At 38.5% G+C, this 11,275-nt stretch carries 14 protein-coding genes and 1 tRNA gene; 6 read left to right on the top strand and 9 right to left on the bottom strand.

Translation table 11 applies throughout. The annotated features are described in order from the left end of the window. The 3 genes from VB694_RS12650 to VB694_RS12640 form a co-directional block, all read left to right on the top strand. Positions 1–1,014 (top strand): pentapeptide repeat-containing protein (locus VB694_RS12650; protein WP_323360671.1); only part of this gene is annotated, 1,014 nt, incomplete at its 5' end. A gap of 160 nt (positions 1,015–1,174) precedes the next feature. After that, positions 1,175–2,224: a cobalamin biosynthesis protein CobW gene (gene cobW / locus VB694_RS12645; protein ID WP_323360670.1), complete on the top strand. Its 1,050-nt coding sequence runs from the start codon at positions 1,175–1,177 to the stop codon at positions 2,222–2,224. Position 2,225: 1 nt separating this feature from the next. Next, positions 2,226–2,687 (top strand): ABA4-like family protein, encoded by a 462-nt coding sequence (locus VB694_RS12640; RefSeq protein ID WP_323360669.1) that lies wholly within the window; start codon positions 2,226–2,228, stop codon positions 2,685–2,687. Between the two features lie 62 nt (positions 2,688–2,749). Here the strand turns inward: VB694_RS12640 and VB694_RS12635 are convergent, their stop codons facing one another. The 5 genes from VB694_RS12635 to VB694_RS12615 all read right to left on the bottom strand — a co-directional run bounded on the left by VB694_RS12635 (position 2,750) and on the right by VB694_RS12615 (position 5,422). Then, a complete protein-coding gene (locus tag VB694_RS12635) occupies positions 2,750–2,968 on the bottom strand; it encodes an acetyltransferase (protein WP_323360668.1) in 219 nt (72 codons plus the stop codon). A gap of 86 nt (positions 2,969–3,054) precedes the next feature. Further along, the gene (locus VB694_RS12630; protein ID WP_323360667.1) at positions 3,055–3,363 is read right to left on the bottom strand and encodes a DUF3181 family protein; all 309 of its coding nucleotides are present in this window, start codon (positions 3,361–3,363) and stop codon (positions 3,055–3,057) included. Between the two features lie 120 nt (positions 3,364–3,483). Further along, on the bottom strand, positions 3,484–3,741 hold the full coding sequence (locus VB694_RS12625) for a hypothetical protein (protein ID WP_323360666.1): 258 nt from the start codon (positions 3,739–3,741) through the stop codon (positions 3,484–3,486). Between the two features lie 83 nt (positions 3,742–3,824). Continuing rightward, positions 3,825–4,214 carry a response regulator gene (locus VB694_RS12620; RefSeq protein ID WP_323360665.1) on the bottom strand — a complete coding sequence of 130 codons (390 nt, stop codon included), beginning with the start codon at positions 4,212–4,214 and terminating at the stop codon, positions 3,825–3,827. 20 nt (positions 4,215–4,234) lie between these two features. Then, on the bottom strand, positions 4,235–5,422 hold the full coding sequence (locus tag VB694_RS12615) for a sigma-54-dependent Fis family transcriptional regulator (RefSeq protein ID WP_323360664.1): 1,188 nt from the start codon (positions 5,420–5,422) through the stop codon (positions 4,235–4,237). A gap of 336 nt (positions 5,423–5,758) precedes the next feature. Between VB694_RS12615 and VB694_RS12610 the strand changes: the two genes are divergently transcribed. After that, on the top strand, positions 5,759–5,956 hold the full coding sequence (locus tag VB694_RS12610) for a DUF2795 domain-containing protein (RefSeq protein ID WP_323360663.1): 198 nt from the start codon (positions 5,759–5,761) through the stop codon (positions 5,954–5,956). Positions 5,957–6,024: 68 nt separating this feature from the next. Here the strand turns inward: VB694_RS12610 and moaC are convergent, their stop codons facing one another. Beyond that, positions 6,025–6,534: a cyclic pyranopterin monophosphate synthase MoaC gene (moaC, locus tag VB694_RS12605; protein WP_323360662.1), complete on the bottom strand. Its 510-nt coding sequence runs from the start codon at positions 6,532–6,534 to the stop codon at positions 6,025–6,027. A 37-nt stretch (positions 6,535–6,571) separates the two neighbouring features. Between moaC and VB694_RS12600 the strand changes: the two genes are divergently transcribed. Continuing rightward, positions 6,572–6,645: transfer RNA gene (locus VB694_RS12600), tRNA-Arg, on the top strand. Positions 6,646–6,778: 133 nt separating this feature from the next. Here VB694_RS12600 and VB694_RS12595 read toward each other — a convergent pair. The 3 genes from VB694_RS12595 to VB694_RS12585 form a co-directional block, all read right to left on the bottom strand. Next, positions 6,779–8,011, bottom strand: a complete 1,233-nt coding sequence (locus VB694_RS12595; protein WP_323360661.1) for an MFS transporter — start codon at positions 8,009–8,011, stop codon at positions 6,779–6,781. Between the two features lie 46 nt (positions 8,012–8,057). After that, positions 8,058–9,047 carry a glycosyltransferase family 2 protein gene (locus tag VB694_RS12590; protein WP_323360660.1) on the bottom strand — a complete coding sequence of 330 codons (990 nt, stop codon included), beginning with the start codon at positions 9,045–9,047 and terminating at the stop codon, positions 8,058–8,060. A gap of 144 nt (positions 9,048–9,191) precedes the next feature. Further along, positions 9,192–9,887 carry a C40 family peptidase gene (locus tag VB694_RS12585; protein WP_323360659.1) on the bottom strand — a complete coding sequence of 232 codons (696 nt, stop codon included), beginning with the start codon at positions 9,885–9,887 and terminating at the stop codon, positions 9,192–9,194. Between the two features lie 449 nt (positions 9,888–10,336). Between VB694_RS12585 and VB694_RS12580 the strand changes: the two genes are divergently transcribed. Further along, positions 10,337–11,275 (top strand): serine hydrolase (locus VB694_RS12580; protein WP_323360658.1); only part of this gene is annotated, 939 nt, incomplete at its 3' end.

The raw sequence follows: 11,275 nt of genomic DNA, 5'->3' as shown, positions 1-11,275 counted from the left end.
CTACCTGATCTGAGTGATGTTGACCTGCGTTATGATGAACTGAATAGGGCTAACCTGAGTTATGCTGACCTGAGTGGGGCTGACCTGACTCAGACTGACCTGAGTTTGACTAACCTGAGAGGGGCTGACCTGAGAGGCACGACTCTGATTTGTGCTAACCTGCGTCATGCTGACCTGAATGATGCTAACCTGAGTGGTGCTAATTTGGGCGAAGCTGACCTGACCCATGCGAAGGGGGGTGGCGTTAACTTGAGTAGGGCTAACCTGCCTGATGCTAAACTGAGTTATGCTGACCTGAGTAGGGCTGACCTGACAGATGCTAATTTAACCATGTCCCAAGTAATTGGTACAAACTTTCACAATGCAATTTTGACAGATGCTTGTATAGAAGGTTGGTATATTAACAGTAAAACCAATTTAGATGGTGTAATTTGTGAATATGTCTATATTGACCAGGGTGATGATTGTTATTTTAATGAGTCTAAAACAGAAAGACGACCCATAAATGGTAATTTTGCACCTGGAGAATTTGCCAGTTTATATAAAAAAATTATAGAAACTACAGATTTAATTTTAAGCAAAACTCTCGAAAATGAGAATACGCTTAATAAGCCAGAAAAGAATATTAATGTGGAAAATACTTCTAATAATAAAGGAGTTTACACTTGGGAAAGATTACGCTTTCGGTCAAAACCAGAAATCAAAATTGCTGAAGCATTAGACCGCGCTGGAGTCTTATTTATCCCCAATTCCTCAGCAAGACTTAACACAACCACAGGTAGAGGAAATAAAGAACCTGATTTCCTCATTTGTTATAACGGTAAATGGGGAATTTTAGAAGTTGATGGACCATTTCACACCGCAGAACGCAGAGTTGAAGAACAAGAAAGAGAACGCATTTTCAAGAAAAACGGTATCAAAGTGGTAGAAAGATTTGATTCCCAAAGATGTTCTAAAAATCCTGATGAAGTAGTCCAGGAATTTTTCAAAATGATAGAAATTGGATATTCTTAAAACTTCTTCCTTCTTCCTTCGTGTACTTCGCTTCTTCGTGGTTCAATAAAATAAGATCCCCGACTTCATTTTTAAACCGATCAATAAAATGTACATTGATCTAAGAAGTCGGGGATCTGGATCTTGTGGTAAAATCAAATAACAAAACCACACACAAAACATGGCCACAAAAATCCCCGTAACCGTCATCACAGGCTTCTTAGGAAGCGGTAAAACCAGCATTATCCGTCACCTCCTTCAAAACAACCAAGGACGACGCATAGCAGTATTAGTCAACGAATTTGGCGAACTGGGGATAGATGGAGAATTATTAAAATCCTGTCAAATTTGCCCCGAAGATGAAATAGAAGCAAATCCAGAAACTAACATATTTGAACTGACAAACGGCTGTTTATGCTGCACTGTGCAAGAGGAATTTTACCCGACAATGCGGGAATTAATTAAACGCCGAGATAGTATTGATTATATTATCATTGAAACCTCTGGTTTAGCTTTACCAAAACCCTTAATTAAAGCCTTTCGTTGGCAAGAAATCCGCAACGCTGCTACAGTAGATGCAGTAATTACAGTAGTAGATTGTGCCGCAGTTGCAGCGGGAACATTTGCTAGTGATTTAGATGCGATCGCCGCACAACGCCAAGAAGATGATAGTCTAGAACATGAAACACCATTACAAGAATTGTTTGAAGATCAACTTGCTTGTGCAGATTTAGTAATTCTCAATAAAACTGATTTAGTTGATAGTGAAACTCAAGCACAAGTGTTAGAATTAGTCAAACATGAATTACCTAGAGTCGTGAAAATTGTCTCTAGCGATTATGGTAAATTAGACCCATCTATCTTATTAGGATTTGCAGCCGCAGTTGAAGATAATTTAGATTCACGTCCTAGTCATCATGACACAGAAGAAGAACATGATCATGATGATGAAATTAACTCAACTCACGTCATTTTAGACCGGACATTTGACCCAGAAAAGCTACAAGCAACATTAGAAAAACTGGCACAAGAACAAGAAATTTACCGCATTAAAGGATTTGTGGCTGTTGAGAATAAACTCATGCGGTTAGTTATGCAAGGTGTAGGAAATAGATTTGATAAATTTTATGATCGTCCGTGGAAAGTAGAAGAAGCAAAACAAACCAGTTTAGTTTTTATCGGTCGTAATTTACAATCTTCAGCAATAGAATCTCAATTAGTAGCTTTGTAATATGAATATCACAGATTTATTTAACGTTGCCAATGTTTTTGTTTTGCCTTTTTGGGCTTTGATGATTCTTTTACCTAACTGGAAAGTCACCCGCAAGGTAATGGAATCTTATGTACCTTTTGTGGTTTTAGCTGGTGCTTATGTGTATTTATTTGTTATCAGCATTACCCCAGAAAATGCTGCTGCATTATCAAATCCTCAATTAGCAGATATAGCCAAGTTTTTTAGTGATGAAACCGCTGCTGCTACAGGTTGGATTCATTTCCTGGTAATGGATTTATTTGTCGGTAGATGGATTTATTGGGAAGGACAAAAAACCGGAGTTTGGACAATTCATTCTCTAGCTTTGTGTTTATTTGCAGGTCCAATGGGTGTACTTTCTCATATTTTCACCTCTTGGATTTATCAAGCATTTTCTAAAGGTGAAAGTGTGACAGTAGAAGAAAAAGCTGCCGTTAATTAGATTCACAATTGAGAATCCCAAAAAAACAGGGTTTAGCATTGCTAAACCCCTACAATATCTAGTTATGCAGCGTGCGCTGTTCGATAATTAGCATCTAACCAACACAGTGGTAATTTCTCTCCTGACGGAAAAACCAAATCTTCCTTTTTATAGCTGTCTGTTTCCTGTTCTTCTTGTCCTTCTTGGTCTTTAGCGTGTACAATGTCACTATTAGGATCAATTAGTTCTTGAACATCAACAATTTTAACTAAATCGCGGCTATTTTTGAGTTGTAAAAACATATCCAAAATCCCCCTTAACTATTTCATCTAGTGTTAATATGTGAACTTAAAACACAGAGTTTGCAAAAAAGAGGTAAACCGAAAAGTTAGATTTCTCGCTGATATTTTTCTAATATATCAACTAAGTTTACTTGACATTGCAGTGGTAATAAATCTAGTAAAGGTAGTTCTTTTCTACCACCACCAATTTTTACGGGAATTGATGCTAATAATTGTATAGCTCTGTCTTCGTTGACGGTTTTGGAAGTTATTAAAGGATACAATTTTTCAGCAACAATATTATGCAGTTTGGCATCGCATAGATAAAGATGCCATTTAGCTATATCTATATAGACATTTTCGCCAATTTCTGCTGCTAGGGCTTCTAGTAGTTCTGTGGTATTAGTTTGAGCCATAAATATAACCTCATTATCAGTAATAGTAGGATATCTGAGCTTATTTCATATTATGGCGCATCTAGCTAGGCTATAGCTACCACCATCGGTTACAATTGCCCCAGCGTCAGCAGTCAATCTTCAGGTTGATGTGGGTGGAGTTTCCGAATAATTAGCGATCGCGCTAATATAAATGAAATGCAGCAATATTACTCCCACCCAACCCAGAGTTAATGGTGTTAACCATTCCCAGGATGTTGCTTTCAAGATGTGGAAAAACCACAACCCAGAATTAACAGTAGCAGCAACAGCTACATGAAAAGCAAAATTCATCCTGTCATCTAACTTGCGGAAATCTGGATCTTTACGATCTGGTTTGCGTGGCCAACGAGGAGGCATAAATAATTAATATTTGTGAATTTGTTACAGATATTAACACATCCTCATCATTTTACGGTTTTGAGGAATCAATTACTCACATCTTACAAAGAAGTCACTGAATTTTCCCAAACAGACTCTATAGTTTCCAGTAACTGCGGAATATCATAGGGTTTAGTTACCCAATGGGAAATTCCTAAAGAAGAAGCTAATTCCTCTGAATAATTATAAGCTGTAGCGAATATCACAGCTAAATTGATTCCTTGTTGCTGGAGTTGTTGGTAAACCTCCACCCCTGTTAATTCCGGCATTCTATTATCTAAAATTAACAAATTAGGTTGATACTTAACTACTATTTCTATAGCTTCTTTTCCATCCTTTGCTTGTTTAACTTCCCAGCCTTCTTCCTCAAGCAAAAAAGCCAGCATTTCTCGTCCATCATCATCATCATCTGCAATCACAACTTTCCGGCTATCTAAATTCTTATTCATCATCAATTTTGTGTTTCTATCTGTTATTTTAGGGGTATATAAAAAACGTAATTAGCTGGTTCAGAGTGAGAAGTATTTAATCCAGGAATTGAAGTAAAATTAACTTGGACTGATTCAGAATTAGGCATCATGGCAACCGCAACCCTCAGTGTTCCACCCTTTCCAGCACTTTCAAAACTTTGCAGAAAATAGCGGAGCAATTGACGTGAGAGACTTCTCAAATCGGCTATTATTGTAATAGACTCTTGCCAATCTGTAATAACCTCAACTTTGCGAATAGCTGCTTCAGTTGATAAAAGATCAACTAAACCACTCAGACTATCAGTAATTGATATAACTTGAACTTTGCCAACATCAAATGATGCTAAATTGCGCCAAATGTCAGCCCGGTTACGAAATATCTGAATTGATTGTTCTGCCTGTTTAATTAATTTCATGGCATATTCTAAGCGGTTAACAGCTAACATCCGAGAACTAATTTCTAATTTTAACCGTGCTGCCTGATGTCCTTGGATAATATCCTGACGTAGTTCTTCTAATGGCTGATAATCATCAGGATTCGATGTTAACACACGATGAATATTTTTTTCCAAATTTGCTATTATAAATTCTGCTTCAATACCTCTAGAAGCACACAAAAAGATTTCTTTTAATCGCTGTCTAGCTTGAGGAGAACGCAGGGAAATACTTAAGACACCAATAATTTCGTGTTTTTCATTACGTAGAGGAATTCCTTGGCAAGTAAAAGGATGAAAGCCTTCAATAAAATGCTCTGCTGCCACAATTTCTACATAATTTCCTTCAGCTAAAGTAGTACCAATACCATTGGCACCAGCTACGGCTTCTGAAAGCAAAGAACCAGGACTAGGAAATGACTCAGAACTTTGTATAGTCTCTTCATCACCAATTAAATCTAATAAAATTGCATTAGCATCACTTAACATCACGGCATGATGTTCTTGCCCCGCAGCTTGCGATAGATTGCGGAAGTAGGGACGAACTAAATTAATCAGATTACTATATTTATCTATTAACCTTTCTGTCTCTACGTTAGAGAGTTTTTCTGCTTGTAGCGCGTTGGGGTTAGCCCCTTGCAGGTGCGCTCTTTCCCAAGCATGATATATTTCTGTCCTTAACATCTCAGTCCGAATACCACCTGTGACTCTGTAAATACGTCCTGCTTCTAAAGCTTTATTTCCTAAAGTAGACATAGTATTTAACTAAAGTTTTTGTTATTTATTTTTCTTAGTATCTTACAACTATGTTTAATAATAGCAAGCTGTAGGCAAAATTTTGATGAGTATAGTGTGTAGGCTAGGGAGCAAAAAAATAGACTGCAAAAAAATTGAAAGTTATATTCATATATACGAATAACTTCTAAAATAGAATAGATAAATCCAGAAAAAATCATTTTTTTATTGTAAAAGTAGCATCAACCCTTTGGATGAGTTTTGATTTTATTAATTAATGAATGATTCATCTTTTTGATAGAGGGAATTCACACATTCACTTGTAAAGATATAAAAAACCATGAGAGGTGGATGAAAATGACTACAGCCAATCCAGTTGAAGTCCAAAAACATTTGAAAGGTGTTGACTATCCGGCAGATAAGCAAGTATTGATCGAACAAGCTAAAAAACAAGGTGCTGATCGGGAAGTCATATCACTATTAGACAAGTTACCAGAAGATGAAGAGTATGATAACCCTGCTGATCTCAACAAAGCTATAGGTGAGATTCAGTAATGGGTAATGGGTAATGGGTAATGGGTAATCTATTGTTTTTCTAAATCACCAATTACCAATTACCCAATCTAAAATTGTTGATAATCTCCAGATTTTCCACCAGTTTTACTTACTAAACTAATTGCTTCAATTTGAATTGATTTTTCTAAAGCTTTCGCCATATCATACAAAGTTAAAGCCGCAACAGAAACCGCCGTTAAAGCTTCCATTTCCACACCAGTTTCCGCCTTTGTTTTGACTGTGGCATAAATTTGATAACCAGGTAGTTGCTCATCTGGCTTGATATCAACAGTAATTTTTTGCAAAGGTAAGGGATGACAGAGAGGAATTAAATTAGCCGTCTGTTTAGCGGCCATAATCCCCGCTAACCTAGCAGTTGCCAAAACATCCCCTTTAGGAGCATTTCCAGCTTGAATGGCGGCAAAGGTTTCTGGTAGCATCCTCACTCTAGCCGTAGCTACAGCTTCCCGCACAGTGGCAACTTTCCCAGACACATCAACCATTTGCGCCTCTCCCTGGGAGTCGAGATGAGAGAGTTGAGAAGAATTTGAAGAATTTGAAAAAAACTCTTGCGTCATTTGAGAAAGGTGTGTTATTATAAGAGTCGTTGGTTAAGGGCGTGTAGCTCAGTGGACTAGAGCACGTGGCTACGGACCACGGTGTCGGGGGTTCGAATCCCTCCTCGCCCGTTAAATAACAATCATAATTGCACAAACTCTATTATAGAGTCTGTGCATTTTGTTTTAGGAGGCAGGAGGCAGGAGGCAGGAGAAAGATAAATATTTCCTGTTTCCCCAGTCCCCAGTCCCCAGTCCCCAGTACCTACACCCTGCTTTTCAAAGCATAGACATCTTCACCACGGCCAAGGGCAAAGCGCAGAGAGTTGGATACATTGCGACTGGACTGGGTGACAAAAACCAGAATTGCCAGAATAGTTAAACCGGTGGCAAAAGCGAACATACTGCGGTAGCCCATATGTTCAGCAATCAAACCCCCAACCGGACTAGCTATCACTAATCCTACATCGAATCCCATTAAAGATACGCCAAATATTCGCCCTCGTTCATGGGGTAAGGCTCTATCTGTCATCATTGTCGAAATCATGGGAATAGCAGTACCAGAAGCAGCACCTTCAATAAATGCTCCTAATAAGAAAGTTAAGGCGCTGTTTGCTTGCCAAATAAATACCAATGCCAAAGTATAAGCAACCAGGCTGAAAGTTACAAATAAACCACGTCCATATTTATCAGAAGCCCGACCTGCAACTAACCTAATACTAAAACTGGAAATAGCAGCGGCTGTAAAAAATAACCCCGCATTTAAATCCACTCCTGTTGATTTGATATACAAGGCAATAAAGGTATGTACAGTACCCAAAGATAAACCAATTAGTAGCAAGACGATTGCAGGTATACGCACACGAGGACTGATGATTAATTGCCAAAATCTATCATTAGTAGTGTTTATTGGTTTTTCAGCCATAGGTGGATTAACAATGGGCAGGATACATAGTAAACCTAAAGCACCTAAAACAGCAGAGGAAATAAATAATGGCGTGTAACCTGCGGTTGCTTGTAGATATCCACCCAAAGCTGGACCTAGTGCGACACCAATGGGATTCACCAAACTCATATAACCGATGACTTCACCGCGTCGGTGTTCTGGTGATAAATCTCCTACTAAAGCAATGAAACCCGTACCAAAGGCGGCAATACTGATGCCATGAAAGGCACGAATTACCATTAAAGGTATTAGAGATTTTACTACTAAATAACCAAGGGGTGCGATCGCAGCTACTGCCATTCCAATCAGTAACACAATCTTTCTGCCCCGACTGTCTGCTAAGATTCCTACTACGGGACGAAATAGCAGCATCCCGATGGCAAAGCTACCCATGACAATGCCAATTTGTTGCTTGCTTGCCCCCAGAGACTCGATATATAAAGGTACAGTGGGTAACAAAGAAGCTAAACTTGACCAGAATAATAAACCAGCTGCAAACAGCATCAGCAGGTTGCGCCGCAGATTAGCGTCCAAAGTATCAAAATCTTTCACGGCAGATGCAACTTAATATTAAGTAATTTGTCTTTCTATTGTTACGTTACTTAATATTTTTTGCCACTACTTCCCGCACTCGATATATGGGTCTTCCCTGAGATTCATGATAAGTACGCATTAATAATTCTGCCAAAAGACCGAAACAAAATAACTGCACACCTGTTACTAACAACAACACAGCTAAAATCAGTAAAGGACGATTACCGATATCTGCACGGAAAGCTAGTTTTATGAAGGTTAAGTAAATTCCTATTCCTCCCCCAGAAACCATCGACAGTAAACCCAACAACCCAAAAACGTGCATGGGACGGGTGAGGAACTTTTTCATAAACAGAATAGTTAACAAATCCATCAACACCCGAAAGGTGCGGGAAATTCCATATTTACTTTTACCAAAACGTCGCGCATGATGACGCACAGGCAATTCTGTAATTCTCGCCCCTTCGATATAAGCTAAAGCTGGTAAAAAACGGTGTAATTCCCCGTAAAGGTTCATATCTGCAACTAATTCGGCACGATAAGCTTTGAGAGAACAACCATAATCGTGAATATTAACGCTGGTACTGCGACGAATTAACCAATTAGCAATTTTTGAAGGTAACAGGCGATTTACTGCCCCATCTTGGCGATTTTGCCGCCAACCACTCACCAAATCATAACCTTCATCTAATTTTGCCAACAACATGGGAATATCAGCCGGGTCATTTTGCAAATCTGCGTCTAAGGTAACAATTGCTTTGCCTGTGGCATAATTAAAACCAGCAGACATGGCCGCAGTTTGTCCGTAGTTACGTCGCAAAATTATCGCTTTTAAATCAGTGCGAAGTTGTGCTTGTTCTTTGAGAAATTCTGCTGAACCATCACTAGAACCATCATCCACACAGATAATTTCATAATTCAATTCACTAGCTGTTAGGGTTGTAGCAATCGTCTCCAGCAACAAAGGCAAACTTTCCACTTCATCTTTAATTGGTACAACTACCGAGACATCTGGTAATGGGTGATTGGTAATTGGTAATTGGTAATTGGTCATCGCTAATGGTTAATTTTACATCATCTAGTTCCCAGTCTCTGACTGGGAATTCTATCATAGAGGTTCTACCTCTAGTTTTATTAAAGGCAGAGCCTTTAGAATTCATTCCCATACAGAGTATGGGAACGAGGAATTAATTACGAATTACGAATTACCAACATAGCTTTTCACAACTCTACCAGCACCACGTAATTGTTTATAGTATGTCTGACTAACTTTATCACCTTGTTCCGAAAGTTGGTCAATACCAATTCCGTTGCGTCCTTGTTCTTTTCCTGAACTGTGAATATAATAACCATCACCTAAATATAAACCTACATGAGTGGCTTTTTGAGGAGTACCAAAAAAGATTAAATCACCTGGTTGTATTTCATTAATATCAATTGGTTGGGTAAAAGCTTCTTGTTGATAAGCATCTCTTGGTAGCCAAATACCTACAGATTTAAAAGCAGCTTGCATTAAGCCAGAACAATCATAATTTGGTGCAACAGTTCCACCCCAAAGATAATAATTATCTTGTTGTTTTGCGGCTTGAGTAAAAGCGATAATTTCGGGGATGCGTTGTTGAATTTCTGCGGCTGATATAAATTGGGGTTGATATGTTGTTTCTGTTGGTTGGAGAAACTGCAAATCTTGAACAGATAACCATCCTGGATAGTCATCTTCACATAAACAAACTTCTATAGCTGTATTTTGATGATTTGTTGTGATTTTCAAATGTCGTCCTGTTGCAGCTTGGGTTGCTAAACGGACACATTTAGGAGAATCATAGATATTTAGGTCAATGTTACACTGATATTCTTTGGTGGGGGAATGGGGAATTGGTATGTTTATTGACATGATTAATATTGTCAGAATCAGGATTTACGGGATTTAAGAATTTTCATGATATTGTCTGAATCAGGATGCTCAGGATTTAAGGATTTACAGGATAATACAATCAAATATGATGTTTAAATTCCTAAATAATCCTTTTGTCTGATAGCGTAGCCATATCAGGATGTACGGTTAAGGCTACCGCAAGAGATATACAAGATAAACATCCTGAAAATCCTTTAATCCTGGATATCCTGTATCCCTGACGGGAGGCGTTAGCCATTTTAGACAATTTCAAATATCATCACACAACTGTTTATCCGTCGGAACTGAAACTCACGGAATAGACAGGAAGTTGATGCGCTTTAAATTTTTGCTAATCATAGTTACTAACTCAGTAATTATACAGGTCAGGTAATGATAGGATTAAGCCAGAAACTAGACTCCTGATAGCATAAGGAAATTATTCACAAATGGTTTTTTTTCATAAAGACGAACAACTAGAACATCTCGGTAATCAAATTTTAGAGGCTACTTGGTCTCAATTTACAAGTTTAGCCCATAACCAAATTGCTTTAACATGGATTGTATATGATCCTCCTGTTCCAGTTAATACAGGTGGTGCGTTAACTCCTGATGCTTTTTGGAATCATCCGGTACGGGGTTTTAATTATCGTGGTGGAGAACGCATCTATCCCGCTAGTGTTGTCAAGTTATTTTATTTAGTAGCGGTTCATGAATGGTTAGAAAAAGGAATGACTAACACTTCCAAGGAGTTAGAACGCGCCTTGGGTGATATGATTGTTGATTCTAGTAATGATGCGACCAGTTTAATTGTTGATATTCTCAGCGGGACCACTTCTGGACCTGAGTTACCCACTGGACCTTTTGAAACTTGGAAATATCAGCGCAATATTATTAACCGCTATTATCAGTCCTTGGGTTGGGAGGAAATGACCAGTATTAACGTCTGTCAAAAAACTTGGGGTGATGGTCCCTATGGTAGAGAAAGGACGTTTTATGGTGAGATGTTTGAAAATCGCAATATGCTAACTACTAATGCTATTGCCCGATTATTACATAGTATCGTGGGTGGGGTAGCTGTTTCTAGTGGGCGATCGCAATCCATGATGAATTTACTCAAACGCAGTGTTAAGGCTGATGAGTTACCCCAAGATGCAGACGAAGACCAGATTACAGGCTTCTTAGGTGGTGGATTACCCCAAAATAGTCAAATCTGGTCAAAAGCAGGTTGGACAAGCACAGTCCGTCATGATGCCGCTTATATTGAATTACCAGATCAACGTCCTTATTTGTTAGTTATATTTACAGAAGGGAAAGCACAAGCTAAGAGTCGAGAAATTTTACCGTTTGTTTCTCAAAAAGTAGCTGAAGCAATAGCGAATGGTAAT

Origin of the sequence: Anabaena sp. UHCC 0451, from assembly GCF_034931405.1 — a bacterium.
In the GTDB taxonomy this organism is placed as follows: Bacteria; Cyanobacteriota; Cyanobacteriia; order Cyanobacteriales; family Nostocaceae; genus RDYJ01.
Note: the sequence above shows the minus strand (reverse complement) of the source record. Positions and strands in the feature narration are given on the sequence as shown.

Coding starts and splice junctions, on each gene's coding strand:
- cobW (WP_323360670.1), top strand. CDS start 1,175: ATGGCCACAAAAATCCCCGTAACCGTCATCACAGGCTTCTTAGGAAGC.
- VB694_RS12640 (WP_323360669.1), top strand. CDS start 2,226: ATGAATATCACAGATTTATTTAACGTTGCCAATGTTTTTGTTTTGCCT.
- VB694_RS12635 (WP_323360668.1), bottom strand. CDS start 2,968: ATGTTTTTACAACTCAAAAATAGCCGCGATTTAGTTAAAATTGTTGAT.
- VB694_RS12630 (WP_323360667.1), bottom strand. CDS start 3,363: ATGGCTCAAACTAATACCACAGAACTACTAGAAGCCCTAGCAGCAGAA.
- VB694_RS12625 (WP_323360666.1), bottom strand. CDS start 3,741: ATGCCTCCTCGTTGGCCACGCAAACCAGATCGTAAAGATCCAGATTTC.
- VB694_RS12620 (WP_323360665.1), bottom strand. CDS start 4,214: ATGATGAATAAGAATTTAGATAGCCGGAAAGTTGTGATTGCAGATGAT.
- VB694_RS12615 (WP_323360664.1), bottom strand. CDS start 5,422: ATGTCTACTTTAGGAAATAAAGCTTTAGAAGCAGGACGTATTTACAGA.
- VB694_RS12610 (WP_323360663.1), top strand. CDS start 5,759: ATGACTACAGCCAATCCAGTTGAAGTCCAAAAACATTTGAAAGGTGTT.
- moaC (WP_323360662.1), bottom strand. CDS start 6,534: ATGACGCAAGAGTTTTTTTCAAATTCTTCAAATTCTTCTCAACTCTCT.
- VB694_RS12590 (WP_323360660.1), bottom strand. CDS start 9,047: ATGACCAATTACCAATTACCAATTACCAATCACCCATTACCAGATGTC.
- VB694_RS12585 (WP_323360659.1), bottom strand. CDS start 9,887: ATGTCAATAAACATACCAATTCCCCATTCCCCCACCAAAGAATATCAG.